Below are 17,457 nucleotides of genomic sequence, written 5' to 3' on the forward strand. Positions count from 1 at the left end.
ATAAAAGTATTTATCACTGGGATTTTTATGCCCTTTTGGGTTTTTGAATGGAGGAAAATCACATGAAAATTATTAATATTGGAGTTTTAGCTCATGTTGATGCAGGAAAAACTACCTTAACAGAAAGCTTATTATATAACAGTGGAGCGATTACAGAATTAGGAAGCGTGGACAAAGGTACAACGAGGACGGATAATACGCTTTTAGAACGTCAGAGAGGAATTACAATTCAGACAGGAATAACCTCTTTTCAGTGGGAAAATACGAAGGTGAACATCATAGACACGCCAGGACATATGGATTTCTTAGCAGAAGTATATCGTTCATTATCAGTTTTAGATGGGGCAATTCTACTGATTTCTGCAAAAGATGGCGTACAAGCACAAACTCGTATATTATTTCATGCACTTAGGAAAATGGGGATTCCCACAATCTTTTTTATCAATAAGATTGACCAAAATGGAATTGATTTATCAACGGTTTATCAGGATATTAAAGAGAAACTTTCTGCCGAAATTGTAATCAAACAGAAGGTAGAACTGTATCCTAATATGTGTGTGACGAACTTTACCGAATCTGAACAATGGGATACGGTAATAGAGGGAAACGATGACCTTTTAGAGAAATATATGTCCGGTAAATCATTAGAAGCATTGGAACTCGAACAAGAGGAAAGCATAAGATTTCAGAATTGTTCTCTGTTCCCTCTTTATCATGGAAGTGCAAAAAGTAATATAGGGATTGATAACCTTATAGAAGTTATTACTAATAAATTTTATTCATCAACACATCGAGGTCCGTCTGAACTTTGCGGAAATGTTTTCAAAATTGAATATACAAAAAAAAGACAACGTCTTGCATATATACGCCTTTATAGTGGAGTACTACATTTACGAGATTCGGTTAGAGTATCAGAAAAAGAAAAAATAAAAGTTACAGAAATGTATACTTCAATAAATGGTGAATTATGTAAGATTGATAGAGCTTATTCTGGAGAAATTGTTATTTTGCAAAATGAGTTTTTGAAGTTAAATAGTGTTCTTGGAGATACAAAACTATTGCCACAGAGAAAAAAGATTGAAAATCCGCACCCTCTACTACAAACAACTGTTGAACCGAGTAAACCTGAACAGAGAGAAATGTTGCTTGATGCCCTTTTGGAAATCTCAGATAGTGATCCGCTTCTACGATATTACGTGGATTCTACGACACATGAAATTATACTTTCTTTCTTAGGGAAAGTACAAATGGAAGTGATTAGTGCACTGTTGCAAGAAAAGTATCATGTGGAGATAGAACTAAAAGAGCCTACAGTCATTTATATGGAGAGACCGTTAAAAAATGCAGAATATACCATTCACATCGAAGTGCCGCCAAATCCTTTCTGGGCTTCCATTGGTTTATCTGTATCACCGCTTCCGTTGGGAAGTGGAATGCAGTATGAGAGCTCGGTTTCTCTTGGATACTTAAATCAATCATTTCAAAATGCAGTTATGGAAGGGATACGCTATGGTTGCGAACAAGGATTATATGGTTGGAATGTGACGGACTGTAAAATCTGTTTTAAGTATGGCTTATACTATAGCCCTGTTAGTACCCCAGCAGATTTTCGGATGCTTGCTCCTATTGTATTGGAACAAGTCTTAAAAAAAGCTGGAACAGAATTGTTAGAGCCATATCTTAGTTTTAAAATTTATGCGCCACAGGAATATCTTTCACGAGCATACAACGATGCTCCTAAATATTGTGCGAACATCGTAGACACTCAATTGAAAAATAATGAGGTCATTCTTAGTGGAGAAATCCCTGCTCGGTGTATTCAAGAATATCGTAGTGATTTAACTTTCTTTACAAATGGACGTAGTGTTTGTTTAACAGAGTTAAAAGGGTACCATGTTACTACCGGTGAACCTGTTTGCCAGCCCCGTCGTCCAAATAGTCGGATAGATAAAGTACGATATATGTTCAATAAAATAACTTAGTGTATTTTATGTTGTTATATAAATATGGTTTCTTGTTAAATAAGATGAAATATTTTTTAATAAAGATTTGAATTAAAGTGTAAAGGAGGAGATAGTTATTATAAACTACAAGTGGATATTGTGTCCTGTATGTGGAAATAAAACACGATTAAAGATAAGGGAAGATACTGAATTAAAAAAATTCCCCCTCTATTGTCCGAAATGCAGACAAGAAAATTTAATTGAAATAAAGCAGTTCAAAGTAACTGTGATTACAGAGCCAGACGCAAAGACGCAGAGCCGATAAAATGAGATTAATACAATCTCATTTTATCGGCTCTTTCCGTTATGTATGGATTCTTTTAATTAGTCTTCGATGTTTCTTGCTTCGTTGATACCGCTGGCTAAAGATTCCATTAAGGATAGTTCTTTGTCTGTAAAGCTATCCATGTATTTCTCTATCTGTAATCGTCGGGTGCTTTTTACCAAGTTATTAGCAGGTAAGAAAAATTCATCAACGGAAACATGAAGTAACGATACAAGGTCATAAAGAACTTGTATGCTGGGGTGTTGCCCTTTATTTTCAATATTAGTTAAGTACCGTGGGTCAATTTCAATCAATGCTCCCACTTGTTCACGAGTTAAACCTCGTTTCAATCGAGCTTCTTTAATGGCTAAACCAAAGGCTCTAAAATCATATTTATCTTCTTTTTTACGCATAGTAGACCACCTCTATACATTTTATTGTTCCTACTGAATTAAAAACAGGTATAGAAAAACGTGTTATATGGTTTATAGGTTTATATTTAATAAAAAGCACTACTAAACGCCAATAAAAAAAACCGTTATATGGTAGTGCTATTTACGCTGTTAAAATATTGTATATTACTTCCAAATGGCGGTTTGTTGGAGGTCAACGTCGCCATGAAGTACATCATATACAATAAATTTCCTTACATTGGGTTCTTGTCAAAAAAAGTCGTCTATCTGCAATAGATAAGTACGTCCACCAATGTGGTTTTATAAATCATATAGATAGAATAACAGAAGCATGTAAACAGAGAAATAAATCTGTTTATATGCTTTTTTGGCTATTCAGAACTTTTTTACAAAGTTTATTTATCAGTAATGCAACAAATCCCCCTTTCACATTGGGACTAAGAGTGAAAGGAGATAAACGAGCAAGGCTCACTTCCTTTCCTAGACAGAAAGGGGGTGAGAAACATGAAACCATCTTCTTTTCAGACCACAATAGAAAATCAGTTTGACTATATCTGTAAACGTGCTATGGAAGACGAGCGAAAGAATTATATGCTTTATCTTTCAAGGATTGCAAAGCGTGAGGTGTCCTTTTCGGATGTTGGCGATTATCTTGTTAGCCAGTTTGCGACAACAGATAACTATTCAACTGACTTTCAGATTTTTACACTCAATGGGTTATCAGTAGGCGTTGAAAATGATTTGTTGAGTGAAGCATTACGTGAGTTGCCAGACAAGAAACGTGAAATTCTACTGCTGTTTTACTTTATGGACATGAGCGATTCAGAAATTGCAGACCTGTTGAAATTGAACCGTTCTACTGTCTATCGGCATAGAACCAGTGGACTAGCCTTAATTAAAAAGTTTATGGAGGAATTTGAAGAATGAAAACACAATATCCTATGATTCCCTTTCCTCTCATTGTAAAGGCAACAGATGGCGATACCGAAGCGATTAACCAGATTCTACATCATTACAGAGGGTACATAACGAAGCGTTCCCTACGACTTATGAAAGATGAATATGGCAATCAAAGTATGGTCGTTGATGAAGTCTTACGTGGAAGAATGGAAACCAGACTGATTACAAAGATTTTGTCATTTGAAATTAAGTAATATCCTCTCTCCTTTCGTGGAAGCGTGCTAAACCATTCCACGCTTCCCGAACAGGGAGGTTTGTTATTCCACCAAAGCATATTGAGCTTTCAATGTGTTTTGATAGGCTAACGAGCCATTGTTCTTTGAAAACTGAATAAAAGTAATCGAATACGTTTCGATAAGAAAAGAGCCAACGGAACTAACCGCCATGACCTATCTTATAAAGATAGCGAGCGATTCATGTTAGTGATCCGAGAAGCAATCTTTAGCAGGATTGCCTGCAACGACATTCTTATCGTGATAATGATACTCCCATACAGTCAATAGTCCGAGCGTGATAAAACCGTCGCAGGCAATGAGTATGGCTACATGAGAACCATGCAGGGGTGGAACTCCCGTGAGCTTTGCTAAAGCTGTTCGATTGCTGGTAAAACAACTTTTATGAAATCCAAATAAGTGATTTGGAAAGGAGGATTTTATGAAGCAGACTGACATTCCTATTTGGGAACGTTATACCCTAACCATTGAAGAAGCGTCAAAATATTTTCGTATTGGCGAAAACAAGCTACGACGCTTGGCAGAGGAAAATAAAAATGCAAATTGGCTGATTATGAATGGCAATCGTATTCAGATTAAACGAAAACAATTTGAAAAAATTATAGATACATTGGACGCAATCTAGCGTCGCCAAAGGGTCTTGTATATGATTAAATAGTATTAAGTCGTATCAAGGCTCTTTCCATAAAGGAAAGGAGCAAATGCCATGTCAGAAAAAAGACGTGACAATAAAGGTCGAATCTTAAAGACTGGAGAGAGCCAACGAAAAGACGGAAGATACTTATACAAATATATAGATTCATTTGGAGAACCGCAATTTGTTTACTCGTGGAAACTTGTGGCTACAGACCGAGTACCAGCAGGAAAGCGTGATTGTATCTCACTTAGAGAGAAAATCGCAGAGTTACAGAAAGACATTCATGATGGTATTGATGTTGTAGGAAAGAAAATGACACTCTGCCAGCTTTACGCAAAACAGAACGCTCAAAGACCAAAGGTTAGAAAAAACACTGAAACTGGACGCAAATATCTTATGGATATTTTGAAGAAAGACAAGTTAGGTGTAAGAAGTATTGACAGTATTAAGCCATCAGACGCTAAAGAATGGGCTATTAGAATGAGTGAAAATGGTTATGCTTATCAAACCATCAATAACTACAAACGTTCTTTAAAGGCTTCATTCTATATTGCTATACAAGATGATTGTGTTCGGAAGAATCCATTTGACTTTCAACTGAAAGCAGTTCTTGATGATGATACTGTCCCTAAGACCGTACTAACAGAAGAACAGGAAGAAAAACTGTTAGCCTTTGCAAAAGCTGATAAAACCTACAGCAAAAATTATGATGAAATTCTGATACTCTTAAAAACAGGTCTTCGTATTTCAGAGTTTGGTGGTTTGACACTTCCAGATTTAGATTTTGAGAATCGTCTTGTCAATATAGACCATCAGCTATTGAGAGATACTGAAATTGGGTACTACATTGAAACACCAAAGACCAAAAGTGGCGAACGTCAAGTTCCTATGGTTGAAGAAGCCTATCAAGCATTTAAGCGAGTGTTAGCGAATCGAAAGAATGATAAGCGTGTTGAGATTGATGGATATAGTGATTTCCTCTTTCTTAATAGAAAGAACTATCCAAAAGTGGCAAGTGATTACAACGGCATGATGAAAGGTCTTGTTAAGAAATACAATAAGTATAACGAGGATAAATTGCCACACATCACTCCACATAGTTTGCGACATACATTCTGTACCAACTATGCAAATGCAGGAATGAATCCAAAGGCATTACAGTACATTATGGGACATGCTAATATAGCCATGACGCTGAACTATTACGCACATGCAACATTCGATTCTGCAATGGCAGAAATGAAACGCTTGAATAAAGAGAAGCAACAGGAGCGTCTTGTTGCTTAGTAGTACAAATGAATTTACTACTTATTTACCACTTCTGACAGCTAAGACATGAGGAAATATGCAAAGAAACGTGAAGTATCTTCCTACAGTAAAAATACTCGAAAGCACATAGAATAAGGCTTTACGAGCATTTAAGAAAATATAAAAAGATAATTAGAAATTTATACTTTGTTTCAAAGAAAAAGAATATATAAAATAAAACATTTATATATTCTGCATAAATATAAATAAAAAATATAATAGTATTCAGAAGCTATTATACATGTAATGCATGTATTGTTGCAAATTGCAGATTTTTTTCTTTACAATTTAAATTTTATTTGTTAATATTAAGAAAATTATGGCGATGAAAAAAAGTAGTAAGCACATAAAAGTGATTCAGGAAGAGTGTGAACCTGAAAAGTGCCGAAGGCGTTTTGGAGCTGTTGCCTGAATGGAGTAGGGCAATAATAAATTAAGGTGGGTATAATACCAATTAGGGTGGAACCGCGGGTAATCTCGTCCCTGTAACATTGATGTTACAGGGATTTTATATTTGGAAATAATTTAAGGAGGAATGAAATGACATTTCAGGAAATTATTTTTAATCTTCAAAAATTCTGGTCCGAAAAAGGATGTATATTGGAGCAACCTTATGATGTAGAAAAAGGTGCAGGTACAATGAATCCGGCTACTTTTTTAAGAACTATAGGGCCGGAACCTTGGAATGTTGCATATGTAGAACCGTCACGCAGACCTGATGACGGAAGATATGGAGAAAATCCGAATCGTTTATATCAACATCATCAATTTCAAGTAATTATGAAGCCTTCACCGGAAAATATTCAGGAAATGTATCTTGAAAGTTTGGAAGTTTTGGGAATATCTCCTAAAGACCATGATATAAGATTTGTAGAAGATAATTGGGAATCTCCTACACTCGGTGCATGGGGAATGGGTTGGGAAGTATGGCTTGACGGAATGGAAATTACGCAGTTTACATATTTCCAACAAATCGGGGGTATAGATGCGAATCCGGTATCGGTAGAAATAACTTACGGTCTTGAACGAATTGCAATGTATATTCAAGAAAAAGACAATGTATACGATTTGGTGTGGACAGAAGGAATAACCTACGGAGATATTTGGCATGAAAATGAATATGAACAATCCGTATACAGTTATGAACTTTCAAATCATGAAATGTTATTCTCTCTTTTTGATATGTATGAAAAAGAAGCAAAAGCCGTTATAGAAAAAGGATATGTACTTCCGGCATATGATTATGTATTGAAATGCTCGCACACTTTCAATTTGCTCGATGCTGCAGGTGCCATTTCCTTGTCGGAACGTACTGAATATATAGGGAGAGTACGTGCAATGGCAAGATTATGTGCAAAAGCATATTATGAAAAACGAAAAGAATTGGGATTTCCGATGTTGAAAGGATGTGAAGAACATGAGTAAAAATTTATTGCTTGAAATAGGAACGGAAGAAATGCCTGCGAAAATTATGCCGGGACTTGTAGAACAATTAAATCAACTTGCAAATATTGAAATGAAAAATGCAAGATTATCTTTTGACGATGTAAAAGTATATGCAACACCGAGAAGATTGGCAGTAATAATCGAAAAAAGCTCGGAAATACAATCAGATGAAAATTTAAGAAAGCGCGGACCTTCAATAAAAGCCGCTTTTGATAAAGAAGGAAATCCTACACGTGCATTACAAGGATTTGCCAAATCACAAAAAGTAGATATAGAAAAAATAGAAAAAGAAGGCGAATATACTTGGGCGAATATTACAAACAAAGGTAAAAAGATTCAAGAAGTATTGCCTGTTATATTCAAAAATTTAATTTCAAATCTTAATTTCTCAAGAAGCATGAATTGGGGAACTGAAAAAGAAAGATTTATAAGACCTATACGTTGGTTGGTTGCAATGTGTGATGAAGAAATAATTCCGGTAGAATTTGCACATGTAAAGAGCGGAAATATAAGCAGAGGTCATCGTTTCCTTGCAAGTGATCATGTAGAAATAAAAAATGCCGAAAGTTATAAAGAAACGATGAAAAAATCATTTGTAATAGTAGATCAAGATGAACGCAGACAAATGATTATAGAAGGGTTGAAAAAAGTTTCCGAAAAGCTTAACGGGATTTTGTGGGAAAATAAAGGATTACTTGAAGAAATAAATTATTTAGTAGAATATCCTACAGCATTGTACGGGAAAATTGATGAAAAGTTTTTACAACTTCCTGTACCGGCAGTTGTAACACCCATGCGTGATCATCAACGTTATTATCCGTTGAGAAATAAAAACGGTAAGCTCATGCCGTATTTTCTTACTGTTAGAAACGGTGGAACGCAATCTCTTGAGAATGTAAAAGTAGGAAACGAGCGTGTACTTCGTGCGAGATTGGAAGATGCACAGTTTTTCTTCGATGAAGACAGAAAAAAATCTTTAGAAAATTTCAGAGAAAATCTTAAACGAATAAATTATCAAGAAGGAATGGGAACCATGCTTGATAAAGCAAATCGTTTAAGCGCTTTGACGGAATTATTTGCAAAAGAATGGAAACTTTCCGATGAAGAAGCAAAAGATTTGAAACGAGCATCTTATTTATCCAAATCAGATCTTGCTACACATATGGTAACGGAATTCACTGAACTTCAAGGAGAAATGGGTAAAGAATATGCGCTTTTGGATAACGAAAAAGAAACCGTTGCAAATGCGATATTTGAACAATATCTTCCAAGATTTTCAGGAGATGTTTTACCGAAAAGCAATATAGGACGTGCATTGTCACTGGCAGATAAATTGGATAATTTAACTGCAACGTTTTTAAGAGGACTTATACCTACTGGTTCACAAGATCCGTTTGCATTAAGACGTCAGACAATCGGAATTGTAAATATACTTAATGACGGAAAAATACACTGGGATATTACAAGCGGAATAAAAAAAGCATTGGACTTATTATCCGATGATGAAAAACAAAAGAACAAAGTGCTTTTGCAAATTTTGGAGTTTATACGTCAAAGAGTGAAAGTTATAATGTCGGATTTGAAAATAGATTATGATATTGTAGATGCGGTATCCGATGATATGACCGATATTTATTCAGTGTTTAGAAAAGCAAATGCGGTTATAGAGATGAATGTGAAAGAAGAAATAGAACTCAGACAAGTAGTAACAAGACTTTCACACATAACAAAAGATAAAAATCCGGTAAAAATTCAAGAAAGTTTATTCGAAGCAAATGAAGAAAAAGAACTTTATAAAGCGTACATCGAAATTGCCGATAAATTAAAAGCAGAATGTGAAGCTCATGAATATATAAAAATGTTTGAACCTTTGAAAAATTTGGTTAAATACATAAATGCATTTTTGGACTCAGTCATGGTTATGGTTGAAAATGAAGATGTAAAAAATAACAGAATTTCATTACTTATTGAGGTTTTGAATCTTTATAAAATGTGGGGAGACTTCAGTAAGTTGGTATAAGAAAAGAAAGAGCAAATTGCTCTTTCTTTTTTTACGGAATAATATTTTTTATGATAGGATAACAATGTATTTAAAAATTAAAAATATAAAAGATAACATTGAATAAATAATATAAACAATAAAATGAATTATAAAATTTATATGTTATAATATCAAAAACAATTGAAATTAATTATAAACAGGAGGATATATGAGCGGATTTGTTTCATTGGGTATAATTCCTGAAATATCAGAATATTTGAAAAAAAGAGGGATTATAAATCCTATGCCCATACAGAAAGAAGTTATTCCTGCAATTTTTAAAGGAAGAAATATTATAGGTCGTGCTCAGACCGGTACAGGAAAAACTTTGGCTTACTTGCTTCCTCTGGTACAACGTATAAAAAAAGAAAGTTCAAGTACGCAAGTTATTATTATGGCACCGACAAGAGAATTGTCCAGACAAATTTATGATGTATTATCAGATTTTTCAAAATTGCTGAATGTCGACAGTGTAGGTGTTATCGGTGGAAGAACTATAGAAAATCAAATACAAAAATTAAAAAGAAATCCACATATTATTGTCGGTACACCCGGACGTTTAATCGATCATATAAGAAAAAATACTATAGATTTGACACAAGTAAAAACAGTCGTTTTGGACGAAGCGGATCAAATGCTTGCAGCAGGATTCAGGGAAGATATAGAAATATTGATTGATATGACTCCTAAAAAGCGTCAAATTCTTATGCTTTCTGCAACAATTACCGAAGAGTCTAAAAAATTGGCGAGAAAATATGTAAAAGCTCCTCTTATAGCGGATGTATCTGAAAAAGAAGTCGCATCAACTGTAGAACAAAGAATTTACGAAACAACAGAGGCAGGTAAATTGAAATTACTTGTTAAACATTTGAAAGAAATGAATCCTTATATGGCAGTTGTTTTTTGTAATACACGTGAAGGTGCTTACGAACTTGCAGGCGAAGTATATAGAGCAACACATATGGTTGTAGATCAATTGCATGGAGATATGACACAGGGGCAAAGAAATCATGTAATCAGACAATTTTCAAAAGCTGCAATACAAGTTTTGGTTGCATCGGATATAGCCGCAAGGGGTCTTGATGTAGAAGGTGTGACACATGTATTCAACTATGATATACCTACAGATTTAAAATATTATGTTCATAGAATAGGTCGTACAGGAAGAGCCGGAACTAAAGGGATGGCCATTACATATGTAACGCCCAAAGATGCAGTTATGTTGAGAAAACTTGAAAAAAGTATTCATGAAACATTGACAAGATATGATGAAAGGGGTCGAGTAAAAAAAGTAAGACAAGCGAAACCTAAAAGACGTGTTGTGACGCCGGGGATGTACAAGCCTACAAAGAAAAAAGAACATAAAGCGCTTGGACACAAGGGCAGAAACATGCGTCAGAGAAGAAAGAAAACTTTATAATTTTATATTCACTAATGCCGGTATCTTTTAAGAATCGGACAATTGAATAAGAGTAAGTTTTATTACGACTTGTATCTTTTTAAAAGAACGAGAGCGGAGGATCTTATGGAAAAAACATGTATTGTAAATAAGCAGAAACATTTTTTCAGTGTCAGACAATTGACAATATCTGCGATATTGTCGGGATTGACGATATTTTTGGGATTGACCGGATATGGATTTGTACCGTTGGTTTTTATGAATGCAACCGTTTTGCATATACCTACGATAATAGGTACCTTGGTAGGAGGTCCGAAAGTAGGTGTTGCAGTAGGATTTTTGTTCGGACTGTTTTCATTTATACAGAGTATTCGAGCCCCAAGTCTTTTATTGCAGTTTGCATTAACTGAAAGTATTATTTATGATGCATTTATATGTATTGTGCCTCGTATGTGTATATGTGTTGCGGTATGGACGGTTTATAAATATTTCAAAGGAAATGAAACGGTTCGTATTTGCCTTGCAGCGGTATTGGGTACAGTTACAAATACAGTATTATTTTTAGGAACATGGTTTGTTTTAATCGGTCAAACTTATTCTTTGGCAAAAGGTATACCGATAAGTACAACATTTTCACTTTTGACAGGTATAGTGGCAATGAACGGAATTCCGGAAGCTTTATTGTCAGGTTTAATAGTTACTCCGATTATAAAAGCTTTGAAAAAAGCAATAAAAAATTAATAAAAATAAAAATGCAACTTTTGAAAAACAAAAGTTGCATTTTTTTAGAATTCACTGCCGTTTCTTAATCTTTCATCACATTCTTCAATAAGTTTTTTCAAATCCACACCGGATTTCTCACAAAGTTTTCCTATAGGTGTTTGCATATCTGAAGGCATATCTATTTTATGTGATTGGAAAATAGAAAGCAGTTGAGGATAAAGTGTAAGAATTTCTTCCATAGGAGTATTTTCCGTAAGAAGAGGCTTATTATATTTATCAGCTATAAATTCATTCATTTCACCTAAAATTTCAAATACATCCAATCCATGTGCCTGTGCAGCTTGCCATACATTTTCATCATAAGAAACAAAGCAACCGACACAAGACATTCCATATTCCAAAAGGAACGGACCCATATCGGGATAAACTTCTATAACTTGCATTATGTTATGTTCCGGACGAATAAAATCTCCGGGAGACAAAGCCGGAAGGTTAGGATCCAAATAACTGTTTGTGGATGAAGAACCGCTGGAAACCGGAATATCGGATTCGGTTTCCAAAACGATATCCCTGAATTTGTCATAACCTGTTTCAGCAATAAATTCGTCCATTGTTTGATAATTTTCATGTTCAAGGTAGTACGTGCATGCTTTCAAAATTATTTGAACGGCATCTGTAGGAAATTGTGCGAAAGCAAAAAATGTTTTTGCACCGGTATATATATCCCAACCGTCGGACATACCTACAGAATACATAGGTAACGGCGAATTGATTGTACAAGTCAAAATACATGAAGGCCATGAACCGAATGCTGAAAGTCCTATTTCCGAAAGAATTTTTTCAACATCGTCTTTTGACAGTCCGGATATAACAGGTCTGAATTTTTTATCAAGTGTAAATGTACAATCATGTTTTGCTGCAACTTCTTTCATACGCTTTTTGAAGTCTGCACGACCTTCTTCCAAGTCTGGGATAAAGTCAATCTCAAGAGAGAAGCTTAAATTATCGACTGTCATAAAAAACTCCTTTTAAAATAAATTTTAATAAATATTGTGTTGATAAGAATATCAATTCAATTATACTAAATTGAATAAAAATGATACAATTAAAAACGAAAAAAATAAAAAAATGACAAAATTGAATAAGGATATATAATGAATGAAATAAATATTATAACAAAAAAACATGAAAATAAGAAGAAAAAAACAGTATTGAAAATAATAATAATCTTGCTTATAACGGTTATAGCGGCAATAGCCGTTCTGATAAAAATAACTCCTCCGCCCCCGCAGAAGCCTCAAATGAAAGTTTTACCTCAAGTAGATGCGGTTTCGGTTGCGATTGCAGATGGAAATACCGGAAAATTTTTAGGTGGGAAAGATTCAGAATTGCGAGTCTATCCGGCAAGCACTACCAAAATACTTACTTGTATAATTGCACTTGAAGAAGGTCACGATAAATTAAATGATAATGCATTGATTACACCAAATGCAACAAAGCAGGACGGAACATGTTTGGGATTGAAACCCGATTTACCCATATCTTTACAAGAATTGCTTTACGGAATGATGCTTGTTTCAGGAAATGATGCGGCAGTGTCCGTGGCTGAAACTGTGGGCGGAGATTATGAAACATTTATTAAGTTGATGAATGCAAAAGCAAAAAATATAGGTGCTGTAAATTCAAATTTTGTAAATGCAAACGGATTAACGGATAAAAATCATTATACAACAGCAAGCGATATGGCAAAAATTGCAGTATATGCAATGAAAAATCAAAATTTCAGGAAAATAGTTAAAGAACCTTTCCATATGATGACATATAGAGACGGAACAATCAGAAGAATAGAAAACAGAAATGAATTTTTGGAAAGCGGATATGAAGGTGCCAACGGAATTAAAACCGGAATGACAGAAGCTGCGGGAGATTGTTTAGTTGCATCTGCAGAACGTGAAGGTCATCTTGTTGTAGTTTCCATATATAATGACGAAAACAGGTGGGAAGATGTAAAAAAATTGTTGGATTACGGTTTTGATGCCATAAAAAATGAAGAAATGTATGAAAAAGCCATGCGTGAAGAACCTTTTGTTTACAAAGTGGTAAATAGGATAATGGGGAATGAATAAAATGAGAAAAAATAAAAAACAACCTATCTTGAAGCGTTTATTTCCACATAGCCCTTTGTTACGTATAATTTTTGTTTTAGCAGTTATAATTGCTCTTTTTACGGTTGTACAAAATGTATATCGTTTTTATGAAATAAAAGTTTTGGAAATAGAATTGAAGCAAGAAAAAGAAAAGTTAAATGCAGAGAAACAGGATTTGGAAAAAAGAAAAGAGGAACTTAACGATTCCTCAAAAATTGAGCAAAAAGCAAGAGATGAATTGGGACTTGTAAAAAAAGGCGAACTTCCTTATGTAAGGTAGTATAGTGATGTTTGCACTTGTATGTGTTTTTTCGTATAATAAAAAAAACTGTTGATTAAGGGGGACGTTATTTTTTCATGGCTTTAGAAGTGGGTAGTATTGTAGAAGGAAAAGTAAGCGGAATAGTAAAATTCGGAGCATTTGTAGATTTGGGAGAAGGGAAAACCGGTTTGGTACATATTTCGGAAATTGCACACGAATATGTTGAAGATGTTAATGAATTCTTGAAAGTCGGAGATGAAGTAAAGGTAAAAATAATTTCAATTGATAATCATAACAAATTTGCTTTGTCAATAAAGCAAGCACAATCAAATCCTGAGCATAAGAAAAGTTATGAAAAAGGGAATAAATCAAGTGAATATAAAAATTTTCACCATGAAAACAATTTATCCGCAAAAGGAACCCATGCATATCGGAAATCGGGAAATGCTCAAAATTCTCGTTCATTTCAAGCTGAACGTAAACGTGAAGATATAACGTCATTTGAAGATAAAATAAGTAAATTTTTAAAAGAAAGTGATGAACGATTATTGGATTTGAAACGTAATGTAGAATCAAAACGAGGTGGCCGGGGCGGTCGCAGATCCGATTAACTGTAAAGAGCGTCTCAGATGCTCTTTTTTCTTTGTTGGAGGAATACAGATGAAGAAAACAATAATTGATGTAGGAACCAATTCGGTCCGCATGCTAATAGCAGAAAAAAAAGACGGAAACGAATGGGAAACTTTAGATAAACGATTGAACAGTACACGACTTGGAGAAGGAATGTCCGATAATGCCGTCATTTTGGACAGTGCAAGAAAACGTACCAAAATGGCAGTAGAGGAGTTTATAGATATTTCCAAAAAACAAAATTCGGAAAACATATTTATATATGGAACATCAATTATGAGAGATGCTCAAAACGGAAAAGATTTTTCAGATGAAATAAAAAAATCTACAGGAATTCCCGTTACTGTTTTATCCGGAAAAGATGAAGCATATTACAGTTATATAGGTGCATCGGGAAATTCTTCGGCAGTTACAGCCGTTGTAGATGTCGGAGGAGGATCTACCGAAATTTGTGTAGGTTTAGGTGCGGAAGTTGATTGCCGTTATAGCTTCAATTTGGGATGTGTACGTGATTCCTGTGCTTTTGATATGACAACCGCACGCGGTATAGGAGAATTGAAAAAGCACTGTTTTTCATTATTCAAGAGTGCCGATAGTATAGCTTCCGTTAAAAGATGGATTGCCGTAGGAGGTACAGCAACATCTATGGCATCTATTTTATTGGAAATGGAAATTTATGATTCGGAAAAAATACAAGGTTGCATCCTTAAGCAAGAAGATGTTCAACGTCTTTCAAAAGAACTTTCTCGAATGTCTCATGAAGAAAGATGTGCATTGAAGGGGATACCTGAAGAACGTGCGGATATAATAGTTGCTGGAAGTGTAATAATAGACAGTTTAATGGAATATTTTGCATTGAGTGAATTTATTGTAAGTGATAAAGATTTATTGGAAGGACTGCTTGAAGCGGATATTTTAAAACATAAAGAAAATGAATGATAAAAATAAGTTTTTAAAAAAGTAAAAAAATTTGCAGATGATAAAATGCTATGGACAAAAAAAGATAAAATTTTACTTGCAGTATCCGGAGGACCTGACTCCTTGGGTTTATTACTTGCGATGAATGAACTTAAAAGTAGTGAAGGGTTTTCTATAGGATGTTGTACTATAGATCATCATCTCAGAAAAGAAAGTGCGGAAGAAGTTATTTATGTAAATAAAATTTGTGAAGAATTGGGAATAGATTGTAAAGTTATCGATATAAATGTAAAAGAAAGACAAGAAGAAAGCAATAAATCATGTGAAACTGCAGCAAGAGAACTTAGATACGAAGCATTAAAAGAAATCTTTACAAAATATAAATATACTAAAATTGCATTGGCACATCATTCTGACGATCAAGCTGAAACCGTTATTCATCGTCTGATCAGAGGGGGAGGTATGACAGGATTATCCGGAATGCTTCCTAAAAGAGAATATTTTATACGACCGTTTTTAGCTGTAACAAAAAAAGAAATTCAAGCGTATATAGATGAATTTCCTTATATACCGGCACATGATAAAACAAATGATATTCCGGATGTTACAAGAAACAAAATACGACTGCAGCTTATTCCTTATTTAAAAAAATATAATCCCAATATTGTAAATACAATATGCAGAACGGCAGCCATAATGCAAGATGAAGATGAATACATAAGAGCGGAAGTTTTAAACTTTGCAAAAAAACATATAAAAAAAGAACATGGATTTACGGTATTGAATACTGAAGAATTTAAATTTGTAATGCCTGCTTTACAAAGAAGAATTATAAGATATATTTTTTCGGAGTATAATAATGAGCACTATACCCTTGATTATATTTCTGTAGAGAGATTTCGTGAGTTGATATATTCCGGGAAAACAGGAAATATAACTTCTTCATCGAACATGCTTTTAAAAATAGAAAAAGGATACTGTATATTTACGGAAGGGAATACAAGAAATTTAAAATCATTTAAAATTATCGGTAATATTGATTATAGATATGAAGAATATATGAAAAATATTTTCCTAAATCAATCATATGCTGATATAATGAAACAGTGCGTTGAAAAGTCAAAAAAGATTTGTGAATTGGGAAAATATTCATTATATGAATATAGAACCACGTCGAAGCCTGAGGTTGTACTTCGTAATCAATACGTTCTTGATGCCGATAAAGTAGGTAAATTGAAGCTCAGATATAAAAAGAACGGAGATATGTTCAGTCCTAACGGTATTGACGGAACTCAAAAAATTGTAAAATGTATGCAGTCTTTAAGGATTGATTCGGCGGACAGAAAAACATGGCCGCTTCTTGCAGATGAAAACAATATTTATTGGATTCCGTTTTGCAGAGGAAGCAAAGAGGCTCGTGTAACAGATAAAACGACCGATTTTTTGGTGGTTACCTTAATAAAATGAACAGGAGAGAGTTATAAAAAATGTTGAAAAGCGACATTAAGGAAATTTTGATTACTGAAGAACAATTAAAAAGACGCACAGAAGAAATTGGTGCGCAAATAACAAAAGATTATGAAGATAAAGATGTAATACTTGTAGGTGTTCTTAAAGGTGCAATGCCGTTTTTATGTGATTTGATGCGACAGATACATTTACCTGTTTCAATAGATACTATTTGCGTATCAAGTTACGGTGCAGGAACTGTATCCAGCGGAGAAGTACAAATAAAAAAAGATATTGACAGTGATATAAAAGGCAAACATGTAATAATTGTCGAAGATATTATAGATACAGGTATTACTATGGCAGCTTTAAAAAATATTTTTTGCGAAAGAGGAGCGGAATCCGTAGAAATTGCTGTGTGTCTTGATAAAAAAGAACGTAGACAAAAAGAAGTTTTTACAAAATATGTAGGATTTGAAATACCTGATGAATTTATAGTAGGATATGGATGTGATTATGCGGAAAAATATAGAAATTTGCCGTATATTTGTACATTATATCCGAGTGTTTTTGAACACATTTAATTTGATTAAATAAGTAAATTTGTGTTAGAATAACTGTTA

General features: G+C 34.1%; 19 protein-coding genes. 17 read left to right on the top strand and 2 right to left on the bottom strand.

Going from position 1 to position 17,457, the window contains the following annotated elements:
• The 3 genes from HMPREF9083_RS06800 to HMPREF9083_RS05435 form a co-directional block, all read left to right on the top strand.
• Positions 1-47: hypothetical protein (locus HMPREF9083_RS06800; protein ID WP_438940134.1), on the top strand; the 47-nt coding region annotated here is incomplete at its 5' end.
• A gap of 15 nt (positions 48-62) precedes the next feature.
• On the top strand, positions 63-1,982 hold the full coding sequence (tet(M), locus tag HMPREF9083_RS05430) for a tetracycline resistance ribosomal protection protein Tet(M) (RefSeq protein ID WP_000691736.1): 1,920 nt from the start codon (positions 63-65) through the stop codon (positions 1,980-1,982).
• Between the two features lie 118 nt (positions 1,983-2,100).
• Entirely contained in the window at positions 2,101-2,268 is a 168-nt protein-coding gene (locus HMPREF9083_RS05435) for a cysteine-rich KTR domain-containing protein (RefSeq protein WP_000336323.1), read from the top strand.
• Between the two features lie 59 nt (positions 2,269-2,327).
• On the opposite strand, the gene HMPREF9083_RS05440 is transcribed toward HMPREF9083_RS05435, so the two are convergent.
• Positions 2,328-2,681, bottom strand: a complete 354-nt coding sequence (locus HMPREF9083_RS05440; RefSeq protein WP_001227347.1) for a helix-turn-helix transcriptional regulator — start codon at positions 2,679-2,681, stop codon at positions 2,328-2,330.
• Positions 2,682-3,185: 504 nt separating this feature from the next.
• Between HMPREF9083_RS05440 and HMPREF9083_RS05445 the strand changes: the two genes are divergently transcribed.
• The 8 genes from HMPREF9083_RS05445 (at position 3,186) to HMPREF9083_RS05480 (ending at position 11,446) form a co-directional block, all read left to right on the top strand.
• Entirely contained in the window at positions 3,186-3,608 is a 423-nt protein-coding gene (locus HMPREF9083_RS05445) for a sigma-70 family RNA polymerase sigma factor (RefSeq protein WP_000804885.1), read from the top strand.
• Entirely contained in the window at positions 3,605-3,835 is a 231-nt protein-coding gene (locus HMPREF9083_RS05450; RefSeq protein WP_000857133.1) for a helix-turn-helix domain-containing protein, read from the top strand. Before HMPREF9083_RS05445 ends, HMPREF9083_RS05450 begins: the two co-directional genes overlap by 4 nt.
• A 460-nt stretch (positions 3,836-4,295) precedes the next feature.
• Positions 4,296-4,499: an excisionase gene (locus HMPREF9083_RS05455; RefSeq protein WP_000814511.1), complete on the top strand. Its 204-nt coding sequence runs from the start codon at positions 4,296-4,298 to the stop codon at positions 4,497-4,499.
• An 81-nt stretch (positions 4,500-4,580) separates the two neighbouring features.
• The gene (locus HMPREF9083_RS05460; protein ID WP_001291561.1) at positions 4,581-5,798 is read left to right on the top strand and encodes a tyrosine-type recombinase/integrase; all 1,218 of its coding nucleotides are present in this window, start codon (positions 4,581-4,583) and stop codon (positions 5,796-5,798) included.
• A gap of 561 nt (positions 5,799-6,359) precedes the next feature.
• Complete coding sequence (gene glyQ, locus HMPREF9083_RS05465) at positions 6,360-7,244, top strand: glycine--tRNA ligase subunit alpha (RefSeq protein ID WP_007554189.1); 885 nt, start codon at positions 6,360-6,362, stop codon at positions 7,242-7,244.
• The gene (gene glyS, locus HMPREF9083_RS05470; RefSeq protein ID WP_007556407.1) at positions 7,237-9,285 is read left to right on the top strand and encodes a glycine--tRNA ligase subunit beta; all 2,049 of its coding nucleotides are present in this window, start codon (positions 7,237-7,239) and stop codon (positions 9,283-9,285) included. The genes glyQ and glyS overlap by 8 nt, the downstream gene beginning before the upstream one ends.
• Before the next feature lie 190 nt (positions 9,286-9,475).
• Complete coding sequence (locus HMPREF9083_RS05475) at positions 9,476-10,726, top strand: DEAD/DEAH box helicase (protein WP_007554160.1); 1,251 nt, start codon at positions 9,476-9,478, stop codon at positions 10,724-10,726.
• A gap of 105 nt (positions 10,727-10,831) precedes the next feature.
• Positions 10,832-11,446 (top strand): ECF transporter S component, encoded by a 615-nt coding sequence (locus HMPREF9083_RS05480; RefSeq protein WP_007556408.1) that lies wholly within the window; start codon positions 10,832-10,834, stop codon positions 11,444-11,446.
• A 44-nt stretch (positions 11,447-11,490) separates the two neighbouring features.
• Here HMPREF9083_RS05480 and HMPREF9083_RS05485 read toward each other — a convergent pair whose 3' ends face one another.
• Positions 11,491-12,444: a DUF1858 domain-containing protein gene (locus HMPREF9083_RS05485; protein ID WP_007556409.1), complete on the bottom strand. Its 954-nt coding sequence runs from the start codon at positions 12,442-12,444 to the stop codon at positions 11,491-11,493.
• A 138-nt stretch (positions 12,445-12,582) separates the two neighbouring features.
• On the opposite strand from HMPREF9083_RS05485, the gene HMPREF9083_RS05490 reads away from it, so the two are divergent.
• The 6 genes from HMPREF9083_RS05490 to hpt all read left to right on the top strand — a co-directional run bounded on the left by HMPREF9083_RS05490 (position 12,583) and on the right by hpt (position 17,418).
• A complete protein-coding gene (locus HMPREF9083_RS05490) occupies positions 12,583-13,554 on the top strand; it encodes a D-alanyl-D-alanine carboxypeptidase family protein (RefSeq protein ID WP_007556410.1) in 972 nt (323 codons plus the stop codon).
• Positions 13,547-13,855, top strand: coding sequence for an FtsB family cell division protein (locus HMPREF9083_RS05495; RefSeq protein WP_007554179.1), 309 nt, complete (start codon positions 13,547-13,549; stop codon positions 13,853-13,855). The genes HMPREF9083_RS05490 and HMPREF9083_RS05495 overlap by 8 nt, the downstream gene beginning before the upstream one ends.
• A gap of 77 nt (positions 13,856-13,932) precedes the next feature.
• Positions 13,933-14,448 (top strand): S1 RNA-binding domain-containing protein, encoded by a 516-nt coding sequence (locus HMPREF9083_RS05500; RefSeq protein ID WP_007556411.1) that lies wholly within the window; start codon positions 13,933-13,935, stop codon positions 14,446-14,448.
• Positions 14,449-14,497: 49 nt separating this feature from the next.
• Positions 14,498-15,406, top strand: a complete 909-nt coding sequence (locus HMPREF9083_RS05505) for a Ppx/GppA phosphatase family protein (protein ID WP_007556412.1) — start codon at positions 14,498-14,500, stop codon at positions 15,404-15,406.
• Positions 15,407-15,451: 45 nt separating this feature from the next.
• On the top strand, positions 15,452-16,852 hold the full coding sequence (gene tilS / locus HMPREF9083_RS05510) for a tRNA lysidine(34) synthetase TilS (RefSeq protein ID WP_007556414.1): 1,401 nt from the start codon (positions 15,452-15,454) through the stop codon (positions 16,850-16,852).
• Between the two features lie 20 nt (positions 16,853-16,872).
• The gene (gene hpt / locus HMPREF9083_RS05515; RefSeq protein WP_007556415.1) at positions 16,873-17,418 is read left to right on the top strand and encodes a hypoxanthine phosphoribosyltransferase; all 546 of its coding nucleotides are present in this window, start codon (positions 16,873-16,875) and stop codon (positions 17,416-17,418) included.
• Positions 17,419-17,457: the final 39 nt, after the last annotated feature.

Origin of the sequence: Dialister micraerophilus DSM 19965 (assembly GCF_000194985.1) — a bacterium.
Taxonomy (GTDB): Bacteria; Bacillota; Negativicutes; order Veillonellales; family Dialisteraceae; genus Dialister; species Dialister micraerophilus.